The 22,079-nt window shown below is 66.6% G+C and carries 19 protein-coding genes; 5 read left to right on the top strand and 14 right to left on the bottom strand.

Features of this window, described 5'->3' with window-relative positions; genetic code table 11:
• Positions 1-24: 24 nt before the first annotated feature.
• The 10 genes from ACQR1Y_RS14565 to ACQR1Y_RS14520 all read right to left on the bottom strand — a co-directional run bounded on the left by ACQR1Y_RS14565 (position 25) and on the right by ACQR1Y_RS14520 (position 7,363).
• Complete coding sequence (locus tag ACQR1Y_RS14565; protein ID WP_434875668.1) at positions 25-666, bottom strand: urea amidolyase associated protein UAAP2; 642 nt, start codon at positions 664-666, stop codon at positions 25-27.
• Positions 667-678: 12 nt separating this feature from the next.
• A complete protein-coding gene (locus tag ACQR1Y_RS14560) occupies positions 679-1,488 on the bottom strand; it encodes an urea amidolyase associated protein UAAP1 (RefSeq protein ID WP_434875667.1) in 810 nt (269 codons plus the stop codon).
• Complete coding sequence (locus ACQR1Y_RS14555; protein ID WP_434875666.1) at positions 1,485-2,087, bottom strand: DUF1989 domain-containing protein; 603 nt, start codon at positions 2,085-2,087, stop codon at positions 1,485-1,487. The genes ACQR1Y_RS14560 and ACQR1Y_RS14555 overlap by 4 nt, the downstream gene beginning before the upstream one ends.
• A gap of 11 nt (positions 2,088-2,098) precedes the next feature.
• Positions 2,099-2,491: a RidA family protein gene (locus ACQR1Y_RS14550; RefSeq protein ID WP_434875665.1), complete on the bottom strand. Its 393-nt coding sequence runs from the start codon at positions 2,489-2,491 to the stop codon at positions 2,099-2,101.
• 24 nt (positions 2,492-2,515) lie between these two features.
• Positions 2,516-3,283: an amino acid ABC transporter ATP-binding protein gene (locus ACQR1Y_RS14545; protein ID WP_434857382.1), complete on the bottom strand. Its 768-nt coding sequence runs from the start codon at positions 3,281-3,283 to the stop codon at positions 2,516-2,518.
• 11 nt (positions 3,284-3,294) lie between these two features.
• A complete protein-coding gene (locus tag ACQR1Y_RS14540) occupies positions 3,295-3,951 on the bottom strand; it encodes an amino acid ABC transporter permease (protein ID WP_434875664.1) in 657 nt (218 codons plus the stop codon).
• Positions 3,948-4,592: an amino acid ABC transporter permease gene (locus ACQR1Y_RS14535; RefSeq protein WP_434875663.1), complete on the bottom strand. Its 645-nt coding sequence runs from the start codon at positions 4,590-4,592 to the stop codon at positions 3,948-3,950. The genes ACQR1Y_RS14540 and ACQR1Y_RS14535 overlap by 4 nt, the downstream gene beginning before the upstream one ends.
• A gap of 114 nt (positions 4,593-4,706) precedes the next feature.
• The gene (locus ACQR1Y_RS14530; protein ID WP_434875662.1) at positions 4,707-5,561 is read right to left on the bottom strand and encodes a transporter substrate-binding domain-containing protein; all 855 of its coding nucleotides are present in this window, start codon (positions 5,559-5,561) and stop codon (positions 4,707-4,709) included.
• Positions 5,562-5,586: 25 nt separating this feature from the next.
• The gene (locus ACQR1Y_RS14525) at positions 5,587-6,420 is read right to left on the bottom strand and encodes a nitroreductase family protein (RefSeq protein WP_434875661.1); all 834 of its coding nucleotides are present in this window, start codon (positions 6,418-6,420) and stop codon (positions 5,587-5,589) included.
• 421 nt (positions 6,421-6,841) lie between these two features.
• The gene (locus ACQR1Y_RS14520; RefSeq protein WP_434875660.1) at positions 6,842-7,363 is read right to left on the bottom strand and encodes a MarR family winged helix-turn-helix transcriptional regulator; all 522 of its coding nucleotides are present in this window, start codon (positions 7,361-7,363) and stop codon (positions 6,842-6,844) included.
• 139 nt (positions 7,364-7,502) lie between these two features.
• Between ACQR1Y_RS14520 and ACQR1Y_RS14515 the strand changes: the two genes are divergently transcribed.
• From ACQR1Y_RS14515 to ACQR1Y_RS14500, 4 genes are read left to right on the top strand one after another with little or no spacing between them, the layout of a single operon-like run.
• Positions 7,503-8,780 (top strand): amidohydrolase/deacetylase family metallohydrolase, encoded by a 1,278-nt coding sequence (locus tag ACQR1Y_RS14515; protein WP_434875659.1) that lies wholly within the window; start codon positions 7,503-7,505, stop codon positions 8,778-8,780.
• Position 8,781: 1 nt separating this feature from the next.
• Positions 8,782-11,154, top strand: a complete 2,373-nt coding sequence (locus ACQR1Y_RS14510; RefSeq protein ID WP_434875658.1) for a xanthine dehydrogenase family protein molybdopterin-binding subunit — start codon at positions 8,782-8,784, stop codon at positions 11,152-11,154.
• Positions 11,151-11,981: an FAD binding domain-containing protein gene (locus ACQR1Y_RS14505; protein WP_434875657.1), complete on the top strand. Its 831-nt coding sequence runs from the start codon at positions 11,151-11,153 to the stop codon at positions 11,979-11,981. The genes ACQR1Y_RS14510 and ACQR1Y_RS14505 overlap by 4 nt, the downstream gene beginning before the upstream one ends.
• Complete coding sequence (locus tag ACQR1Y_RS14500) at positions 11,978-13,177, top strand: 2Fe-2S iron-sulfur cluster-binding protein (protein ID WP_434875656.1); 1,200 nt, start codon at positions 11,978-11,980, stop codon at positions 13,175-13,177. Before ACQR1Y_RS14505 ends, ACQR1Y_RS14500 begins: the two co-directional genes overlap by 4 nt.
• An 848-nt stretch (positions 13,178-14,025) precedes the next feature.
• On the opposite strand, the gene ACQR1Y_RS14495 is transcribed toward ACQR1Y_RS14500, so the two are convergent.
• The 4 genes from ACQR1Y_RS14495 to ACQR1Y_RS14480 all read right to left on the bottom strand — a co-directional run bounded on the left by ACQR1Y_RS14495 (position 14,026) and on the right by ACQR1Y_RS14480 (position 20,784).
• Positions 14,026-16,857 (bottom strand): DEAD/DEAH box helicase, encoded by a 2,832-nt coding sequence (locus ACQR1Y_RS14495; protein WP_434876018.1) that lies wholly within the window; start codon positions 16,855-16,857, stop codon positions 14,026-14,028.
• A gap of 795 nt (positions 16,858-17,652) precedes the next feature.
• Positions 17,653-19,716 (bottom strand): methyl-accepting chemotaxis protein, encoded by a 2,064-nt coding sequence (locus tag ACQR1Y_RS14490; protein ID WP_434875655.1) that lies wholly within the window; start codon positions 19,714-19,716, stop codon positions 17,653-17,655.
• Between the two features lie 75 nt (positions 19,717-19,791).
• Positions 19,792-20,472 carry a hypothetical protein gene (locus tag ACQR1Y_RS14485; protein WP_434875654.1) on the bottom strand — a complete coding sequence of 227 codons (681 nt, stop codon included), beginning with the start codon at positions 20,470-20,472 and terminating at the stop codon, positions 19,792-19,794.
• Between the two features lie 159 nt (positions 20,473-20,631).
• Positions 20,632-20,784: a hypothetical protein gene (locus ACQR1Y_RS14480; protein WP_434875653.1), complete on the bottom strand. Its 153-nt coding sequence runs from the start codon at positions 20,782-20,784 to the stop codon at positions 20,632-20,634.
• A 211-nt stretch (positions 20,785-20,995) separates the two neighbouring features.
• On the opposite strand from ACQR1Y_RS14480, the gene ACQR1Y_RS14475 reads away from it, so the two are divergent.
• Positions 20,996-21,925, top strand: coding sequence for a 3-hydroxyacyl-CoA dehydrogenase (locus tag ACQR1Y_RS14475; RefSeq protein WP_434875652.1), 930 nt, complete (start codon positions 20,996-20,998; stop codon positions 21,923-21,925).
• The last annotated feature ends 154 nt before the right edge of the window (positions 21,926-22,079 follow it).

Below are 22,079 nucleotides of genomic sequence, written 5' to 3'. Positions count from 1 at the left end.
GTGGTGAGGCTGGATCAAGCTCGATCATGGAGTCGCTGGCGCAGCCGGCTCCCTGATTTCCACGCGGATCGGGGTCGGATCGAAGCCGTTGCAGGGATTGTTGACCTGCGGACAGTTCGAGATCACGAACAAGACGTCCATCTCGGCGGTCACGTCGACGAAGTTGCCCGGCGCCGAAGGGCCATCCAGCACGGTAAAATTGCCTGAGGGCTCGATCGGCACGTTCATGAAAAAATTGAGGTTGGAGACGATGTCGCGCTTGGTCAGGCCATGGCGCGACAGCTCGAGGATGAAGTTCTCCCGGCAGGCATGGAGATAGCGCGTCGCCTCGCCGAAACGCACGGCGTTGCTCTCGCAGGAGCAGCAGCCTGCCGAGGTATCATGGCGGCCGCAGGTGTCGGCAGTGATCCGCGCCATGACCCGTCCACGGTTGGACATCAGCTTCGTACCGAGCTCGAGATAGGCCGAGCCCTGGACACGCAACGTATCCTGCGCGCTGTAGCGCTCGGCGGTGTCAGCAGCGACATACATCAGCGCGTCCACTGCCTGCTCGCCTTCGCTGTCGATGATGCGCAGCGTCTGGCCTTTCTTGAGCACGCGCGACCAGGGCTGCTCGGCGGGAATGTCGAAGGCATAGATGGGTTGGTCCGTATCGGTCTCAGACATCAACGCGCCCCCTCAGACGAACAGTCGATCGGTGAAGGCGTAGGCGCGCAGCGCTTCTGGCGATGCCGTGCGGCAGACATCGTCAGAAGCAGGCTGCGGCAGCCGATGCCGGATCAGCGTGACCGGCGCCGTCGCCGCGGGACGCGCGGGATCGAGAGGATGAGCGCAGTTCGACACCGCGACCATCAGGTTCATCTCGGCGCGGAGATCGACGAAGTCGCCGGGCCGCTTGCGCGAGGGGTGCCAGACGAACCGCCCGGCCGCATCGGTCGTCACCGGCGCGAAGAACGTCACGCAGGGCGGGATGTCGCGCAGGCCCAGCCCGATCTTGGCCGCGGCCGAGATGAAATTGGCCTGGGTGTTGCGAGTGACTTCGCCGTACGCCGCGAGCGTCGAGTCCGCCGTGGATCCGCCGACCAGAAGATCATGGGCACCCGAACTGTCCTCGATCACCGACAGCAGCACGCGCCCCATATCGGAGAGGATCATCCTGCCCTTCGACAGCGCCGCGCTCCATTGCACCTTCACGGTGTCGGCGCAGTTGATCCGCTCGCATGGATCCTCGGTCCGCCAGGCCAGCAGCGAAACGCTGGAGCGTCCGAGATCATCCGAGATGCGCAGGCCCTCGCCACGCGACAGCCGCACCGTCGTGTGCCATCCGGGCGGCACCTGCTCGGTCGAAATGACCGCATCGGGAGCAATGGGCGCACCGTCCAGCGCCGTCAGCGGCGGCAACTGCTTCAGCTCCTGCCCCGCCGCACGCAACTCCTCGTAACGGCGGCGGTTGGCCTCGGCGCGCTCGGCCTTGTTCTGCGCACTCATGCCGATGTCACCGTGAAATGCGCCTCCACAGGCTGTCCGGCCTTGCCGTTGATCGGGAGGATGTCTTGCGGACAGGCAGAGAACGCGATCACAAGATCCATCTCCGCACGCAGGCGCACATGGCCGCCGGGCACGGGACGCGGCGGCGCGGCGAAGCCGAGCGTGCCCTGGGCGTCCCACGGAATGTTCATGAACAGATTGAGCGGGCTCGGCACCTCCGGCGGCGTCAGGCCGAGCTCGGCCATGCCGGCGAACAGATTGTCGGTGCAATTGTCGTGATAGCCCTCGTGTCCGAGAAACGCGTAGCGATAGCGGTCGCAGGCGGCGATCAGGGTGTCGTGAATGCCGCCCGACGTGTCCTCGATCATCGTCAGGATCGGCCGGCGCATGTTGGTGCGGAGCACGTCGCCCGGCCGCGGCACCAGATGCAGCGAGTGCGCCCGTGTGTGCTCGTTCGACATGAACTCGGAGAGATCGGCGCGATTGAACGCCCAGGTGTCGACCACCTGCTCGCCATGGGTGTTGATGACGGTGACGACCTGACCTGCGGTGACGAACGCCGCCTTGCCGCGCCGCGCGGGAATCTCGATCGGCTGCATTGCACTCTCCCTCAGGGCTTGTAGGCGACCAAGTCGATCTCGACGATGCCGCCGCGCGCCAGATCGCAGACGCCGACCGTCGTCCGGCCCGGCCGGTGCGCATCGTCGAAATGGCTGGAGAAGATCGCGTTCATCGGCGGGTAGTCGCGCTTGAAATCGGTCAAATAGATGCGGGCGAACACGACGTTGGCGAAGCTCATGCCGCAGCCCTTCAGCACCCGCGCGAGGTTGTCCATCACCTTGCGGGTCTGTGCCTCGATGCCCTCCGGGAGCGGCAGCGAATCGTCATCGGGATCGGTCGCGAGCTGGCCGGTGACGAACAGGAAGGGACCGGCCTGCACCGCGTGGCTGTAGGGCGTGACCGGCTTCGGCGCGTCGGGAAGCAGATGATAGATCGGGTCCATGGCGTGTCCTCGCTGGTCTCTTCGCTAGCCTGCGGCGTAGCGCTGGATGAACTGGCGCGCGCGCTCGGTGTCCGGGCTGACGAAGAAGCGCTCCGGCGGCCCGGTCTCGACGACGCGGCCGCGATCCATGAACAGGATGCGGGTGGCGGCGTCGCGGGCAAAGCCCATCTCATGGGTCACGATCACCATGGTGCGGCCCTCGCGGGCGAGCTCACGCATCACCACCAGCACCTCGCCGACCAGCTCCGGGTCGAGCGCGCTGGTCGGTTCGTCGAACAGCAGCACGTCCGGCTTCATCGCCAGCGCGCGCGCAATGCCGACGCGCTGCTTCTGCCCGCCGGAGAGCCGCGCCGGAAACACATCGGCCTTGTCGGAAAGCCCGACCTTGGCGAGCAGCGCCATCGCCTCCTCGCGCACCTCGGCCGCAGATCGCTTCTGTACTTGCACCGGCGCCTCGATCAAATTTTGCAGGACCGTCAGATGGGGCCACAGCGCGAAATGCTGGAACACCATGCCGATCCGCGTGCGGACCCGCGACAGCTCGCGATCCGACATCACGACGCCGCCATTGTTGATGCCGATGCGGTCGCCATTGAGATAGATCTGGCCGGCGTCGGGCCGCTCCAGCCAGTTGATGCAGCGGAGCAGAGTCGACTTGCCGGAGCCGGACGGCCCGAGCACGCAGACCGTCTCGCCGCGCGTCACCGTGAAGCTGATGTCGGTGAGCACCTCGAGGTCGCCGAAGCGCTTGGAGATGCCGGCGACGTCGAGCACGGGCATGTCGTCGGTCATTCCAACCTCCCTCAGCGCCGCGCCGCGGCCAGCCGGTCGATGCCGCTGACCCCCGCCTCGATCACGAGGCAAAGGCCCCAATAGAGGAACACGGCGGTGATGAAGGCGGCGAACGGCACATAGTGGCGCGACTGGATCGAGCTCGCGGCATGCGTCAGCTCGGGCAGCGCGATGATGGTGAGAAAGGCGCTGTCCTTGACGATCTGGATCATCTGGTTGCCGATCACGGGACCGGCAGCGAGCAGCAGCGGCGGCAGGATGATGCGCCGGAACAGACGCGGCCCGGAGAAGCCGAAAGCGACACCGGCCTCGATCGGCTCGCGCGGCTGCGCCGCCCAGGCGCCGCGCAGGATCTCGGCGAGATACGCGGCGTGATAGACGGTCAGCGCCACCAGCCCCGAGCTCCAATTGTCGAGGCGGATGCCGAACGACGGCAGGCCGTAATAGACGATGTAGGCAAACAGCAGGAACGGCACGCAGCGCATGCCGTCGACGAACACGCGCACGGTGAGTGCCAGCCAGCGCCGCGTCGACATCAGCGCCGGCGTCAGTACGAAGGCGATGCCGAGGCCTGCGATGGCCGACAGCACCGAGAGGATCGTCGTGTTGCCGAGCCCGCTCAGCAGCAGATCACGCTCGCTCCAGACGATGGCGAAATCCCTGATCATGCCGCCTCGGCTGCGAGCTGGCGCCGCTCGATAAAGCGCTGCAGGGAAACGAGCGCGAACACGATCGGCGCATACATCGCGATCGCCACCAGGAACGGCGGCAGCGGCTCATAAGTCTCGGCGCCGATCCGCACCGCCGCGCGGGTGATGTCGACGACACCGACCACCGCCAGCACCGGCGTGACCTTGATCAGCAGCGACATCTCGTTGACGAGCCCGGGAAGACTGACCCGCACGATCTGCGGCAGCACGATACGGCGGAACCGCAGGCTCGCATGCATGCCGACGGACTGCGCGGCTTCGTATTGCTCCCTGGGGAAGTTCATCAGTGCGGCGCGCCAGACCTCGCAGTTGAACGCCGAGGTATTCATGACCAGCGCGAGGATCGCCGCCGACACCGGGCCGATCGCGATCCCGACATTGGGCAGCGCGAAGAACAGGAGCAGCAGCAGGGTCACCAGCGGCGTCGCGCGCAGCACCGAGACGTAGACGGCGACCACGCGGGCGATGACGGGGACGTTGGCCCAGCGCAGCAGCGCCAGGCCAAGTCCGATAGGAAGTCCGATCAGGATGCCGACGAAGGACAGCGTCACCGTCACGACGGCGCCCTGCAGGATGGCGAGGACGTCGGCTGCGCTCATCGCTGTCCGTCCGTACCGCCCGTCGCCCACGCCCCGCCGAACATCGTCATGCCGTCAAGCGGACCGGTGCGCAGCGATCGCCACCCGCACATCAGCTGTACCTCGTCAGTAGCTTCAGAATTCCGGCTCGAACGTGACCGGCAGGTCTGCGAAGGCCTCGCCGAACCACTTCTTCTGCAGCTCGGCGAAGCGACCCGATTCCTTCTGCTTGGCAATGAAGCCATTCAGGAATTCCACCAGCTCGGTATTGCCCTTGGCGACCGCCCAGGCCGGATAGGACTTGCCGGAGACGGGCTGGCCGACCGCGAACACGTTCGGCTTCTCGGCGACCAGCGCCTTGATGTTGATGATGGTGTTGACGACGTAGTCGACGCGTCCGAGCGCGAGATCCTGATAGGCCTCGGGATAGGAGGTGTACTCGACGACCTTGCCGAGCTTGCCGCCCTCTTTCTCCAACATGTCCTTCAGCTCGGGCAGACGGCCAAGCAGCGCACTGCCCGCCTGGACGCCGACGGTCTTCCCACTGAGATCCTTGATGGCGTTGATGCTCTTGTCGTCCTTGCGCTTGACGTAATAGTGCGTCGCGTCGGCGATCGGGCTGGTGAAGTCGAGCGACTTCTTGCGCTCCTTGGTGATGATCGCCGCGGTGATCGCGACATCGTACTTTCCGGTCGAGACGCCGGCCAGGATGCCGGTCCAGGGCAGGATCTGCTGCTTGATCTCGAACGGCGCATATTTGCGCAGGTCCTCGATCATCTCGTTGTCGAAGCCTGTCGGCTTGCCGTCCTTCACGAACTCGAACGGGCGAAAATCGTCCTCAGTGGCGACGATCAGGCCGCGTTTCTTGATCTCATCCAGGCTGCCCGCCTTCGCGCTGAACGCGGCCGGCAAGGTCAGCGCGGCCGCCAGCAGCGCCAACGCGAGGCGCCGCGACGGCGCCTGAAAGCGGGAAAACGAAGGCTTGGTCATCTCGCATCTCCTCATATGAAACTGGTCAGTCGAAGCTGAAGCCGTGCGCGCGCAGATAGGGCGGAAAGGCAGCGCCTTCCGCCTTCGCCGCCTGGCGCGCCTTGTCCTCGGACCAGCCGTAGAACTCGGCCTCGCCGAACTCGGCGTTGCCGCGCTGCTGGTCTTTCGGGATCGCATGCCGGGCATGACGCCGCCGGTCGTAATCGTCGAGCGCCGACGGCAGGGCATCGTCGCCGTAGCGGTCGAGATGCGTGGTGATGCTGCGCGGCAGCCGCAGGCTGACATGCCCCTCTGCCGCGGGATAGCCGAGGCACAGTCCGGCGACCGGGAACACCATGTCCGGCAGTTCCAGCACCTTGGCCACGGTATCGATCTCGTTGCGGATCACGCTGATCGGACAGGTGCCGAGACCCACGGATTCAGCGCACAGGATCATCGTCTGCAGCGCCAGCGCAGCGTCCACCGAGGCGTTGAAGAAGCCCTCCAGCGTTCCGTTCTTGACGGGCTTGCCGCGGAGTTCACCGATGCGCTGCAGCCGCCGCGCATCGCCGAGAAACACAAAGAACACCGGCGACACCCCGATCCAGGGCATGCTTGGAAACAGCCTGCCGATCGCGGCACGCTTGTCGGCATCGCGCAGGCGCATCACCGAGGCCTGCTGGAAGTCCGACTTGGCCGAGGCGCTCAGCGCGCTGGCGACGAGCAGGTCGAGCAGCCCCTCTTCCGGCATCCGGTCGCTGTAGCGGCGGACCGTCTTGCGCGACAGCACGCCGCGCAGGAATTCACTGGCTTTAGTGTCGCCGCCATCCGGCCCGCCGTCTCCGAAGCGCGTCGCGACCGCATCAGCATGCTCGGACATCACGGCGCCTTTCTTTCATCACGCGCGGCACGCGTCCAACGACGGCCGTCGGACAGAGCAGAGATCGGCGGAGATCGCCGCGGCAGACATCGCATCGCCCACTCCATGCGCCGCGACATCGATGTCGCCGCCCGGATTCATCTCGCCGCGACTTCTGCGCAGCTGCTAGGGGATGTCAGCAAGGGACATGCCAGAATTCGCAGAGCTCGGCGCAGCGTACCGTCCGCGCACTCGCTTCCCTGAAGACATCAGTTGAAATTGAGCAGCCAACAGCGCTGTTTGCAGACAAGACGCCGCAGCGCGAAATGCGGAGCATGCTTCGTAGTTGCGGGCGCCCTCGCCCTGACTGGATACCGTGCGCCGGCGACGCGCTGCTTTTCGGGCAGCACCGTGCCCATTATCTAATCGGAGCGCGATACGGTCAGTCCGGCGAGCGTGTCGCGTCCAGCCTTTGCTCCTGTGCCGCAACCATCGCCTGCATCATGGCAATGAACCGCTTCTGATCGGCCTTGGTCAGATCCGCAACTGTCGCGAGATGCGCCGCCCGCGCCGGCCGCTCGATCTTGCGCAGTAATGCCGCGCCGGAGCGGGTCAAACGACAGGTCCGTGAGCGCCGGTCGTGCGGCCCGACGCTGCGATCGACCAAGCCGCGCGCCTGCAACCGCTTCAACGCACCGGTCGTAGTGGTCCGGTCGAGGGCGATGTCCTGCGCCAGCGCGGTCTGGTCTGCCGTTCCCCGTTTCGCCAGCGCCGTCAACAGGCTGTACTGCAACGGCGTGATCTCATAGGCCGCACATTTCTCCTGGAACAGCGCGACGTGGATCTGGTGCAGCCGCCGGATCAGATAACCCGGGCGCTCCTCGAGCGGCCACGACACATCTGCGTTCGTCTTATTCCTTCCAGCCATCGAACGGCTCCCGCATAAGCGCTGGTCATGCTGCATCAATTTGAAGCTGTCTATGGCACGGATCTTGATGTAATGCGAAGTATGCTTCGTAAATCGGTCGGCGCACGATCCGCGCCGGCTTGTCGGGGACGGCTTTGACCGGGACAAACAAACAGCCCGGATAAGGAGAGCTTGCATGTCCGTGAGCGCCTCGTTCGACCTGCTGCTGCGCGGCGGCCGCGTCATTGACCCCGCCTCCGGCGTCGACGGCTTGAGAGACGTCGCCATCCGCGACGGCCGCATCGCAGCCGTCCAGTCCGACATCCTGCCATCGAGCGCCAAGGACGTCGTCGACGTCACCGGCCAGCTCGTTCTCCCGGGACTGATCGACACCCACGCCCATGTCTATCAATACGTCACCGGCCGCTTCGGCATGAATGCGGACATGGTCGGCGTGCAGTCGGGCGTCACCAGCCTCATCGACCAGGGCGGCCCGTCCTGCATGACCTTGCCCGGCTTCCGGCACTTCGTCGCCGAGCCCGCGCAATCGCGCGTCTATGCGTTCCTGTCGGCCTATCTGGTCGGCGGCCTCGAAGGCCACTACTACCCTGACCTCTATCGCCCCGACTGTGTCGACATCGACGCGACCGTGAAATCCGCGGTCGCCAACCGCGACCTCGTGCGCGGCATCAAGGCGCATGCCGAGATCGGCGGTTTCGCTCGCTGGGGCATCCGCGTCATCGAGATGGCGGCCGAGATCGGCCGCCGCGCCGAACTCCCTGTCTATGTCCATTTCGGCCAGCTCTGGGGCCTGCCCGCGAGCGGCACCAATGGCGAGGACGTCGACACGATCCTGGAGCGTGTGATCCCGCTGCTGCGTCCGGGCGACGTGCTGGCGCATCCGTTCACGCGCCATCCCGGCGGCTTCGTCAATACCAAGGGCGAGGTGCATCCGGTGATCCAGGCCGCGCTCGATCGCGGGCTCAAGGTCGACGTCGGTCACGGCAGTCACTTCTCCTACCGGCTGGCGCGCAAGGCGATCGACGCCGGCATCGTGCCGCATACGCTGGGCGCCGACATCCACGGCTACAACACCCATGTGCCGGCGCCCGCGGGCACGCCGGACGAGCCTGCCGACGACGAGAACCATCCGTTCGCAGGCCAGGCCAAGTTCAGCCTGGTGCAGGCGATGAGCTCGCTGGTCGCGCTGGGGCTGACCTTGGAGCAGGTCGTGCCGATGGTCACGTCGAACCCCGCCGCGATGCTCGGCCTGTCCGATCAGATCGGCGCGCTGCGGCCGGGCATGGCGGCCGACGTGAGTGTGCTCCGGGAGCAGCAGGGCCGCTTCGTGCTGCGCGACAATGAGAAGACTGAGGTGATCGCCGAGAAGCTGCTGCAGCCGGTGTTCTGCCTGCGTGCCGGCGTCCGGCACGATGCGACGGCGCCGATCTTGCCCGCAGCGGTCGCGGCCTGACGTGACCGACGCGGCGCCGACCGTCTCGCAACAGGCCGCGCCGCGTGGCGTCGGCGCACGGCTGCCGCGCAAGGAGGACGACCGTTTTCTGCGCGGCCGCGGTCAATACGTCGCCGACATCAGACTGCCGGGATTGAAGGACGTGGCCTTCGTGCGCAGCCCGGTGGCGCATGCGAGGATCAAGGCGATCCATATTCCCGCCGCGTATCGCGACGTCGTGTTCACGGCCGATGACCTCGTAGGCATCAAGCCGATCCGCGCTGTCTCCGGCCTGCCCGGCTTCAAGGTCTCCGAGCAGCCGGTGCTGGCCACCGGCAAGGTGCGCCATGTCGGCGAGCTCGTGGCGATTTGCGTCGCGTGCAGCCGCGCCGAAGCCGAGGACATCGCAGCGGCGGTCGAGCTCGACCTGGAGCCACTGCCGGCGGTGCACGACATGCGGCTGGCGCGCGCGGCCGGCAGCGCGCTGGTGCATGAGCATTGGGGCGACAACGTCTTCCTGGAGACCAATTTCGAGGTCGACATCAGCGCGGCGTTGGACGCGCCGATCAAGGTGACGCGCGAGATCACGACCGCACGCCAGTGCATGGCACCGCTGGAAGGGCGCGGTGTCGTCGCCACCTTCGACCACCGGCTCGATCAGCTGACGCTGCACACGGGATCGCAGATGCCGCACATCGTGCGCAACGGCCTGTCCGACTGCCTCGGCATCGAGCAGGGCCGCATCCGCATCATCGCGCCGGATATCGGCGGCGGCTTCGGCCACAAGGGCATCCTGCTGCCCGAGGAGGTCTGCCTCAGCTGGCTCGCCATGACCAAGGGCATGACGGTGCGGTGGCTCGAGGACCGGCGCGAGCATTTGAGCGCGAGCGCGAATTGCCGCGAGCACGCCTATCACATCACGGTCTATGCCGACCGCGACGGCCGGCTGCGCGGCATCGACTGCGAGGCGATCGTCGATTCCGGCGCCTATTCGTCCTATCCGTTCTCGGCCTGCCTCGAAGCGGCGCAGATCGCGAGCATCCTGCCGGGCCCTTATCGGATGCCGGCCTATCGCTGCCGCACCTACTCGGTCGCGACCAACAAATGCCCGATCCTGCCCTATCGCGGCGTCGCCCGCACCGGCGTCTGCTTCGCGCTGGAGCTGCTGCTCGACGCCGTCGCGGCCGAGGCCGGGCTCGAACCCGGCGAGATCAGGCTGCGCAATCTGGTGCAGCCGCAGGACATGCCGTTCGACAACATCACCAACAAGCATTTCGACAGCGGCGATTATCCCGGCGCGCTGCAGCGTGTGCTGGCGGCAATCGATGTCCCCGCCGTGCGCGCACGCCAGCAGCGCGGCGAGCCCGACGGCCGGCTGATCGGCACCGGCGTCTCGATCTATTGCGAGCAGGCCGCGCATGGCACCTCGGTCTATGCCGGCTGGAGCATCCCGATGGTGCCCGGCCATGAGCAGGCGACCGCGCGGCTGACACCCGACGGCGGGCTCGAGCTGCGCGTCGGCGTGCATTCGCACGGCCAGGGGCTGGAGACGACGCTCGCCCAGGTCGCGCACGAAATCCTCGGCATCGATCCCGACAAGATCCGCGTCGTGCTCGGCGACACCGCGATGACGCCCTACTCCACCGGCACCTGGGGTTCGCGGTCGATGGTGATGGCCGGCGGCGCCGTGGGCACGGCCTGCGAACAGCTCGTCGCGCGCGCCACGCGCATCGGCGCCAAGCTGCTGCAGCTTGCGCCAGAGGCGGTCACCTGGCGCGACGGTCGCGTCTGCGGGCCGAACGGTAGCGTAGGCCTCGCCGAGATCGCCCACACCTGGTACCGCCGGCCGCAGGATCTGCCCAACGATGTCGATCCCTCCGGGCTCGAGGTCACCGGCGGCTACAAGCCGGTGCGCGACAGCGGCACCTTCTCCTACGCGGCGCATGCGGTGACGGTCGCGGTCGATCCGGATCTCGGCGAGGTCGAGCTGCTCGACTACGTCATCGTCGAGGACGGCGGCGTTCTCGTCAATCCGATGATCGTCGACGGCCAGATTCTCGGCGGTCTCGCGCAGGGCATCGGCACCGCGCTGTACGAGGAGATGCCGTTCGACGAGGCCGCGCAGCCGCTGGCGACGACGCTGGCCGACTATTTTCTGCCGGGTCCGACCGAAGTTCCTGCGCCGCGCCTGTTTCACATGGAGACCCCGTCGCCCTATACGATGTTCGGCGTCAAGGGCATCGGCGAAGGCGGCGCGATCGCGCCGCCGGCCGCGATCGCCAATGCCGTCAACGACGCGCTGCGGCCGCTCGGCGCGGAGCTGATGCAATCGCCGCTGTCGCCGCGCCGCATCGTCGCCGCGGTGCTCGCCGCGAAACAGGCGAGCGCGACGTGAAGGCCGCATCCTTCGCCTATGAGCGCCCTCGCAGCGTGAGCGACGCGCTCGCTCTGCTCGCAGACGCTGATGGCGAAGCCCGGATCATGGCCGGCGGCCAGTCGCTCGGCCCGATGCTCAATCTGCGCCTGGTACAGCCGCCGCGCATCGTCGACGTCGCCGGCCTTGCCGAGCTTCGCGCCGTGGAGCGCGATGGCGAGGCTCTCGTGATCGGCGCTTGCGTCACCCATGCCGATATCGAGGATGGACGAATTCCCGACGTCACCCATGGCGTGCTGCCGCGGATCGCCCGCGGCATCGCCTATCGCGCCGTGCGCAACCGCGGCACCATCGGGGGCTCTCTCAGCCATGCCGATCCGGCTGCCGATTGGGTCACCACGCTCGCGGCGCTCGGCGCCAGCGTGAAGCTGACGAGCGCCAACGGCCAACGTGAACTCGCGGTCGCGGAGTTCATCCAGGGCGCGCTGCAGACAGCGCTGCGTCCCGGCGAGCTCGTCACTGCCATCCGCCTGCCCTCGCTGTCGCCCACGGCCCGCTTCGGCTACGCCAAGGCCTGCCGCAAGCCCGGAGAATTCGCTCATGCGATGGCCGCCGTCCTGATCGAGCCGGATCTGGCCCGCAGTCGTGTCGTCATCGGCGCCATCGACATCGCGCCGATCTTCATCGACGATTCATCCCTGTTCGGCGGAGCGATCACCGATCTCGGAGAGCGCTTCGATCGCGACCTTGCCAGCCGCCTGCTGATGCAGGCCGGCGTGACCGATACGGCCGCCCGCCACATCCACCTGAGCGTGCTCGCGCGGGCGATCGCAGAGACAGCCGCATGACGACGATCCAACTCACCGTCAACGGCCGCGCGGCCGAAGCCAGCATCGAACCCCGCACCCATCTCGCCGACGCCCTGCGTGACCAGCTCGATCTGACAGGCACGCATCTCGGCTGCGAGCACGGCGTTTGCGGCGCCTGCACCTTGCTGCTCGACGGGGCTCCGGCCCGCTCCTGCATTACGCTCGCCGTGGCCTGCGATGGCGCCACGGTCACAACCATCGAAGGCCTGGACGAGGACGAGATCGCAGCCGAGCTGCGCGACGCCTTCACGCGCGAGCATGCCCTGCAATGCGGCTACTGCACGCCCGGCATGATCATGTCGGCGCGCGACCTCGTGCTGCGCCTCGATCACGCCGACGAGCAGGCCATCCGCGTCGGCTTGAGCGGCAATCTCTGCCGCTGCACCGGTTATGCCGGGATCGTGCGCGCGATCAGCGCCGTCATTGCCGCGCGACGGCAGCGCGGCATCACGGCCGTGACCGGCGCGGGTCGGACATCGCTCGGCCCGGTGGGATCGCAGCCTGGCGCCATCGCCATCGCGGTCTCGCCCGCGCGGCCAGCGGCGACGGACATCAAGCCCCCGCGCGGCGCGGCGCTGGCTTCGCTCGATCCTCCCGAAGTCATGCCCGCCAGGAGCTTCGATGCGTCGTTCACTGTGAAGGCGGCGCCCGCGCAGGTCTTCGCGCTGTTCGGCCAACCCAAGACCCTGGCCGCCTGCTTTCCCGGCGCGACCATCACGGACATCCCGGCTCCGGATCGCATCGAAGGCGAGATCAGGGTCGCCATCGGTCCGCTGTCGGCCGCCTTTCGCGGCTCCGCGCGGATCGACCGCAACGCTGCTGATTTGTCGGGTCGGCTGATCGGTACGGGACGCGACCAACGGAGCCGCACCTCGACCTCCGGGCAGATCGCCTGGCGCATGGTCCCGATCGACGACGGACGGGGGACCCGCGTCGATCTCGCAATCGGCTACAGCCTGTCCGGTCCGCTCGCGCAGATCGCGCGCGACGGGCTGGTGCGCGATCTGGCGTCGCGTCTCACGACGACGTTCGCACAGAACTGCGAGCAGCATCTCAACGGCACGGCGGGCCTGACCGAGACGGCAGAGCCGCAGCGCCTCAACGCGCTGGCCCTGCTGCTCGACGTCGCGCGCCAACGCCTCACCGGCTTGGCCCAGCGCCTGCGCGGGCCATGAGAGCGCCGCGCGCCAGCGAACTGCCTCTCTCACGACCAGCCGTGACATCAGCGCCGAACACCCGCGCGACACATCGTACCGGCACCTGTCTCTACGTTTCAAAACAGCAGGCACGTCTTCGCCGTCTCGCGGCGAGATCCGCCCGAGCTTTGCCATCGATCGACCTCTTCCTCCAATGAAGAGGCGCAGGGAAGACCGGGTATCGACTGACACCCGCGGTCCGCGTGCAGCAAACAAGCACGCGGCAGAACCACAGGTTCAGCCCAATATCCGGCCTTCCCTGCGCGGCGGTTTCGCGGCTTATAGGCGCTCTCCCCGGGGACCGGCTGTCTTGCCCCCGTCGCCAGCGGATCATCACCACTGGCTTGGTCTCAGCGTCGGGAGACCAGGACCACACCACTTCGCCGTCGCCTCGCTCCGTTCGTCGGCACGGGCTGTGACACCCGGCTGCAGAGCAACGCGCCCGTCGCCTCTCCGGCTCGACGCTTCATGACGATCGCGAAACGTCCCTCTTCAGCGAGCCGGGATGCGGTGGAATGTGGAGTTGATTTGCCCGACGATGCAAGGGATGAGACCGCGGCAAACTGGCACGACGGGCAGTTGGCGCATGCGGGGCATGCGCGGGTTGCCCGTCGGGCGGATGATCAGTTGAACGATCGGCGTGTTCACGATCCCACGTGGAGCGCCGCCTTCGGCGCCTGATCGACATGGTGAGGCGCGCCGTGCTCCGCAGCTTCTCCAAGACGACTGCCAAAGGCAGCGCGTCTCGAAACATGATGCCGCAGCTTGGGCCTCACCCTTCGAGACGCCCGCCTTCAGCGGGCTTCTTTGCGCGGCGTACGGCTCCCCTATTCGTCCAGGAGATCAAGAAACCGCTCGACCTTCTGTAGCACCGGTCTGGCACTCTGGTCGGAATGGATGACCCGATTGCCGTCGCGCTGCAGCAGCCGTGAGCACGACCTCCGAATTCGTCCCGGCAGCAGCGTGGCCGCGATTGCTTCCGGCCCTACGTCGAGGCGCATGATTCCGCGCTCTCTGCACCTCATCCTGAGCCTGGCAACAGCGAAGAAATTGCTGGCCGCAGGCGGCAACGTTCCGAACCGACGCTGCGTTTCATCCTCGATATCTTCCAGCTCATCGTCAGTCCTACACCGGGCCACCCGCGCATAGATCTCGAGTCTGACCGCCTCCGACTGCACGTAGTCCGAGGGTAGCAGTTCGGCGATCGGCAGGTTCAGCTCCGGGACCCAGAGCGCAGACATCCCGTCGCGATCACCCTCCAGAGCCAAGGTCAACAGATGACCATAGAGTGTCGGACCAAATACCTGCACGTGACCGGACTGGCGATCCGACAGCATGTCGCCGCTCCCCCGGAGGTCGAGATCGCGCGCGCTGATGGCAAAGCCCGCGCCCGGACGATTCAGTTCCTCGAGCACGGAGAGCCGCTGCTCCGATCGGTCCGAGCCGCCCTCGGTCAGGAAATGCGCGAATGCCCGGATGCCGCCGCGACCGACTCGCCCGCGGAGCTGATGCAATTGCGCCAGGCCAAATTTTTCCGGCCAGCACACGACGATCGTGTTCGCCCGCGGTATGTCGAGGCCACTTTCGACGATGTTGGTCGCGAGCAGGACGTCGGCCTTGCCTTCGACGAACGCCATCAGCCGCTCGTCGATCTCATCCGCAGGCAGCTTGCCGTGAATCGTGATGATCCGAAGCTCCGGCGCCAGCATGTGAATGCGGGCCCGCATGGGATCCAGGTCCTGGATCCGCGGACAGATCACGAAGCTCTGGCCGTTGCGGCGATGCTCGCGCCCCAGGGCGGTGGTGATCGCGATATCCGACAGCGGCGCGACCTTGGTCACCACGGGCACACGATGCACGGGCGGCGTCGCGATCACGCTGAGGTCGCGCAGGCCGGTCAGACCGGCCGCCAGCGTGCGCGGGATGGGCGTCGCGCTCATCCAGAGCCTGTGACCGTTCTTGTTGAGGCTCGACAGCATGGCCTTGTCGGCCGCGCCGAAATGCTGCTCCTCGTCGATGATGACGAGCCCGAGGTCAGCGAACTTGACGTCCTTCGACGCCAGCGAAAGCGTGCCGACGACCACTTTCAGCTCACCGCTCTTCAAGCCCTCGCGCACCTTGCGCGCTTCGGCCGTCGAAGCGATCCGGGAGAGATTTCCGACCTCGATGCCGAGCGCCGCAAAGCGCTTGCGGAACGTCTCGACGTGCTGTCGCGCCAACACCGTCGTCGGGACGACGATCGCGACCTGCTTGCCGGCCAGAACTGTCGCCGCGGCCGCGCGCAACGCCACCTCGGTCTTGCCGAAGCCGACGTCACCGCAGACGATCCGGTCCATCGGATGCCCCGATGCCAGATCATCCAGAACCTCGCGGATGGCCTGCGCCTGGTCCGGCGTGGTGAAATACGGGAAGCGCGCGACGAATTGCTCGTAGCTCGCGGGCCGCGGCACGAGCTTCGGAGCCGGCCGCCGGCGCCGCTGGCTGATCTGCTTGGCAAGTTCCTTGGCGACGATGTGAATCTCGGTCTCGGCGGCGGCGCGCCGCGGCCGCCACGAACTGCCGTCGGCCTTGTCGAGCGAGGTGTCGCCGAGTTCAGCCGCGTAAGGCCAGATCAGGGCCAGCTCCGCAAGGGGCACGAGGACCGCATCAGTTCCGGCGAACACCAGGCGGACCATCTCGCGCGCGGAGACACCGGCGGCGCCCATCGCCCGCAATCCGCCGAGCCGGGCCAACCCACGTTGCAGATGCACGACGACCGATCCGGCTTCGGGCAGATCTGCGGTTTCGAAGCCGGGCGTCCAGGCCCAGTTCGCAGGCTGCGGCTGATGGGCTCTGCTGCCGAGAACGTCGGAGGCGGTGATGACAACAATTGGCTTCCGCCCGGGAACGACGAAGCCGGCGTCGAAGCCGGCCAGCAAGGCTGCTTCCCGCCTGCCTCTCGCAATTGCCTGCGCCCAATCAACGGCGCCTTCGGCTTTGACTCCGCTCATGGCGGCCATCAGCCGCAGATCCGACTCGGCCGCCGCGGCAAACACGAGGCGTGCATCACCCCGCCGGGCTTCCTCGATGAAGGCGCGCAGCGCCTTCCGGGGCGTGGCCTCCTTGAAGAACTCCGGCGTCGCTCGGTATGGCGCCGTGGGCGACAGCAACGCAATTCTCTTGGCCGTCTGCCCCCATTCGCGGCGGCTCACATAGGCACGATCACGCTCGGCACGGGGAGCCGCTTCCTCGATCGTGCTCAGCCAGATGTCCGCATGTTTGGGGAGCTCCGCATCGGCGATCCACTTGGCCCGCGTGCAGTACTCGAACAGGCTGGCCTTGTTCCGAGCTCGTTCCTTGAACGCCAGCCGCTCGGACATCGGATCGATCTGGAGCTCCTTGAACTCGGAGATCACTTCCTGATCCAACGGATTGAAGGTGGCAATCCGTCGTATCCTCCCGCCTGAATGCTCGACCCTGAAAGGGCCACGCGCGCCGGCCGGGAAGATCTCGAACGTGTTGCCGTGAAACAGCACGCCGCCGGGATAATCCGGGCTATCGTCCGAGTCATATCCGAGCGCAGCAAAGCGAGCTTCAAAATGCTGTTCGGAGTAGCTTTCGCCGACCCGCAGCAGCATGCCACTTCCCGACCAGTCCGCCGGCCGCGGCACGCGCTCCATGATCGCCTCCACGGTCGTGATCAGCAGAGGCTTCTTCGCCCGCGCGAGACGCCTCAACACGGAACTTCGCCGGCCCGCGATGTCACGCGACGGCTCGAGCAGATCGAACGGCAGGGTGTTCAGCCGTGGATAGACGAGCACGTCGCAGGCGGGATCGAGAACCTGAATGATGGACGCCAATCGCTCGGCGCGGCGCTCGTTCTTGGCGAGAAACGCAAGTCCGCTTCGCCCCTTCGCTTGCCACTCCGCCACCAGGTGCAGCGCCAAGAGCCCCAGAGGCGACGCGGAGGACACGGCAGGCTTCGCGGCTGCCACCTTCTTTGGCGCACCCGATATCGTCTTGCGCGGAACCGGCTTCGTTCGTGATGCGGCGTGCTTTGGTGAGGGCGTCTTCCGCTGCACCGAGCTGCGGGGATTACGAAGAACTGAGGGCAAAGATGGTGGCTCGTGTGTCGTTGAGGATGCCGGGACGAACGTCCGGCGAATCTGACGACAATTAGCGGATTCGGATCGTCGAGGGCACCAAGATCTCAAAGCGCTTCACGCAGGCGGACCAGATCCCTATCCGCCTCGGGAAGGTCAGAGACATGTCCCGAACCGGGAAAGTTCATGCGGCACATGACCTCCTCACCGGGGATGCGCGCCGTATCCAGGCTCGACGCGCGTGACGATCGCGCAACGTCCCTCTTCAGCAAGCCGAGATGCGCGAGAAGCTGGAGGTGTTGCCCGACGACACATTTGAGTAGTTCGGCGGCGGCGCGCCGCGGTCGGATGGGACGCGCCAGGCCGCCCCGATCAGGCGGCGCGGACCTCCTCGACGAAGCTGCCGACCTCGGTCTTCAGTTGCTCGGCCTGCCGCGACAGTCCGTCGGCCGCGTTCAACACTTCGCTCGCGGCGATGCCGGTTTCGGTCGCCGCCTTGCTCACGCCGCTGATCGTCGCCGTCACGTCCTTGACCGACTGCGAGGTCTGCTGAACGTTGCGGGCGATCTCCCCGGTCGCCACGCCCTGCGCATCGACAGCCGATGCAATCGCGTTCGAGATCGAGGAGACCTCCTCGATGGTCCCGGCAATGCCGCGGATGGCGTCGACGGCTTCCTTGGTGGCGGCCTGGATCTGCGAAATCTGTCCGCCGATATCCGCCGTCGCCGACGCCGTCTGTGTCGCGAGCATCTTCACTTCGGAAGCGACCACGGCGAAGCCGCGCCCGGCTTCGCCGGCCCGCGCCGCCTCGATCGTCGCGTTCAGCGCGAGCAGATTGGTCTGGGCGGCGATCGCCTGGATCAGGGTGACGACCTCGCCGATCTTCTCGGCGCCCTCGGCGAGCGTCTGCACGATCTTGTCGGTGCGCTGGGCATCGGCCACGGCACGGCCGGTGATCATCGAGGACTGCGCGACCTGGCGGCTGATCTCGGTGATCGAGGCCGTCAGTTCCTCCGCCGCGGAGGCGACCGTGCTGGCGCCCATGCTTGCCTCTTCGGCGGCAGTAGCCACCGTGGTCGCCTGCCCCTTGGTCTGCGTCGCGGTCGAGGACATCGACCGCGCCGTCGTCTCCAGTTCGGTCGCGCCCGAGGCGAGCTGCGCCACCATGGCGCCGGCCTTGGCCTCGAAATCGCGCACCAGGCCTTCGAGACGCGCCGCGCGCTTTTCCTTGACGACGCGCTCGGCGGCCTGTTCGCCGGCCAGCCGGTTGGTGGTGAGCATGGCCTCCTTGAACACCTGCACGGACTGCGCCATGCCGCCGATCTCGTCCTTGCGCGCGGCGAAAGGCACCTCGGCCTCCTCGTTGCGGGCCAGCCGGGTCATCACCTCCGACAGTTTCGCGATCGGGGTGAGCAGATGGCGCACCAGCAGGACGGAGGACGCCGCCGACAAGCCGAGCACGAACAGGATGGCTGCACCGGCGAACAGGATGCCCATCAGCCCGTCGGACTCGTCCTGCTCGGCGACAGCCTGCGCATCGCGCAAGGCGGCGTCGCGAATGCCCAAGAGCGATGCGTTCGCGGCCGTGGCCTGCCGGCGCCAATCGTCGATCGACACCTCATAGGGCGTGGCGTTGAAGGCGGCCTTGATCAGCGCCTCGCGCAGCGTCTTGTCCGCGCCGAAATAGCGCTCACGCGCCTCGCCGACGCTCGCGCGCGTCGCCTTGGGCGCATGGGCGTCGTCGCCGCGATCGAGGATCTCGGCCCACAGCCGAGCCATCTGACCATTCGCGAAATTCAGCTCGTCGCGCTCCGCAGCCGTCGCCGGGCGGCCGGCCGTGACAAGCCCCGAAATCAGCAGCGACACCTGACCGGCCGTCTGCCGGATGACCCAGCCCTTCTGCGCGACGTCGAGCAGATTGCCGGCCGTGGTGCTCAGCCGCATTGTCTCCTTGATGCCGCTTTCGAGCAACTGGTTCAGGCTCGCCATCGCATCGGCGTAGTCGCGCATCGCCTTGGCGGCGATGCCGCTGCCGCGCTCGGCCAGCGGCTTGCTCCAGTTGGCGGCCGCCTCATTGCGCACGGCGGCGATCTTCGCCACGGCCGCGTCGACCCGCTGCGTCAGATCGGCGTCGCCGCGCGCGAGCACGGCCAGCTTCTCCAGCGCCTCGTCGCTGCTGCGGCGGTTGTCGGCGAACTCCTTCAGCACCGCGCCATCGGCCGGAGACTTGCCGATCAGGGCGCGATTGACCGGACCCCGTTCGACGGTCAGCGCTCCCACCGCGTCGAAGCCCGCCGCCAGCCGGGTCTCGAGCGCATGCGCCGCGACGGCGTTCTGATAGGCGCCCCAGCGCTCGCTGAGTTGAAGGCCCGATGTCAGGACGATGACGCCCGACATCAGCGCCGCGATGGCAATTCCCGTCCGCTTGATGGACACGTCCTCAACTCCCCATTCCCCAGGACACCCCGAGCACGAGGGCGCGCTGAGCGCCCACGCGCGAAAGCCCCTGCCCTACTTCAGTTCGAATTCGACCAGCTCGATGGTCGACTTGCCCGTATTGCGGATCGTCCGCGCCGGCCCGATGTCCTGCCAAGCGAAATCGCCGAACTTCAGGTTCAGCTTGTGGTCCGGCTTGCCTTCTCGGCCCTCGATGAGTTCGCCACCCTGCACCACGATCCGCACGCCCGGCGCGGCCTGACGCATCGCCGGCGCGGTTTGGCCAGGCTGCAGGATCAATCGCCAGGCCTGAAGGCGATGGTTGTCCATGACCGTGACATAGGGCTCGGGACGCGCGGCCGGCGTGAAGCGGCCCGGCTCGGAGTCGAACAGCTCGAAGCCCGCAATCCGGAAGTCGCCGTCGCCCACATTGACGACCTGATGGACGCCCGGCTTCTTCGTGTAGTTGGTGAACAGCACCTCGCCGACCTTGCGGGGCACGATCAGCGGCTTGCCGCCGAGCGGCGTCCCCTCCGCATTCGAGACGGCGAGATAGACCTGCGCGAAATCCCTGGTGTGGCTGTGATAGGCCGCCATGCCTCCGGCCGGAATCGTGACGTTCATGAACTGCAGATATTCGTTCTTGAAGGTCTGATCGTGGAAGCTCGCGAACTCGATCGGCACGATCTCGGGCTCGCCTGCCGCATTCGCGCGTCCCGGCAGCACGGCGGCGCCAATCACCTGGGCGCCCAGCACGGCGCAACACCCGCACAAAAACTGACGCCGTCCCATCGCATTCCGCATCTTGTCGCCTTGTCGTCTCGTTGAACTACGCATGCTGACCTGACTATCTGGATACCCCTTAAGACACGTTTAAGTGACGGCGCTCGCGCAGGTGTGAGAGCGCATGGCACGTCACATGCGAACGCATGCCTGATGCATTCGCCGATGATCGTCAGCGGAAACGATCACTTGCGTGCTGATCGCGCAGTGAAGCAAAAAGCGGGCGAATGAGCCGATGGATGACGATGCAATGCCTGCATCCATCGGCACGCGCAGCGCGGACATGATGCGAACCGAGCGCTCGCTGCAGCGTCGACGGCGCTGCTCCGAACCATCTCCCGACGACACCTGACTTTGTCAGGCTCCGCACGCCTGCCCCGGACGATGCCACGTTCGGACGCTCGTCGCGCTGGCAAGATCTGACCAGCGTCTGCAATCCCATTCAAGATCATGGACGGAAAACCAGGCAGGGTGCTCTGCCTCAAAGGAGAGCAACATGACTGTTTCAGCCGCGACGACCTCGCCGAATGATCATGCGACGATGATCGTTCCCCGCTTGTTTGTTCTCGAGCTCAGCGCGGGCAAGATTCACACGATGAACATCGACGGATCGGGCCGCGAGACGATCGTCACAGACTGCCGTCTTCCGGACGGCATCGCCCTCGACCTGGATGCAGGCCACATCTACTGGACCAATATGGGCGTTCCGAACCTCGATGACGGGTCGATCGAACGCGCCGACCTGGATGGCGGAAACCGCACCATCATCGTGCCGCAGGGGTATACGCACACACCGAAGCAGATCATCCTGCATCGGCGCGACCGCAAACTCTATTGGTGTGACCGCGAGGGCATGAAGGTCATGCGCGCCAACATGGACGGCTCCGCGATCGAAACGCTGGTGGACAGAGGGTCGTCCGAGCTCCGGCAGCCCGATCTGACGCGATGGTGCGTCGGCATCGCGATCGACGACGAGACCAACCGGATGTATTGGACGCAAAAGGGCCCGGAGAACGGCGGTCTCGGTGTCATCTACCGGGCGGGCCTGGACATTCCCAAGGGCGAGAGCGCATCGGCCCGGTCGGACATCGAAGTCTTCTTTGATGGCCTGTCCGAACCGATCGATCTGGAACTCGATCACGGGCGTCGTCTGCTCTACTGGACGGATCGCGGCGAAGCCCCGCGCGGCAACACCGTCAACCGCGCCTCGATCGACAACAAGCCCGCTGAGCCGGAGATCGTGGTGCGCCACTTGAACGAAGGGATCGGACTCGCGCTCGACCTGCCGAATGACCGCATGTTCGTCACGGATTTCGCAGGCTCCATGTACGTCGCCAGGCTCGACGGCTCGGACCTGCAGAGCCTGCTGTTCGGCCAAGGCAACCTCACCGGCATCGCCTACGCAGAGATCGCTCGAAAGATCTGACAGGGCGCAGCGCTCGTGAAGATCGGGCGAAGCCCCAGGGCTTCCCGCGCTCAGCGTTATGGCTTTTCCATCTGCAACGCGCTGATCGCAGCGTCAGCACGACATGCCGGCTGCATATGCCGCGGTCGGAGCACATGCACGGCATGACGCTCTC

Source organism: Bradyrhizobium sp. HKCCYLRH3099, from assembly GCF_051167855.1.
Taxonomy (GTDB): domain Bacteria; phylum Pseudomonadota; class Alphaproteobacteria; order Rhizobiales; family Xanthobacteraceae; genus Bradyrhizobium.
Note: the sequence above shows the minus strand (reverse complement) of the source record. Positions and strands in the feature narration are given on the sequence as shown.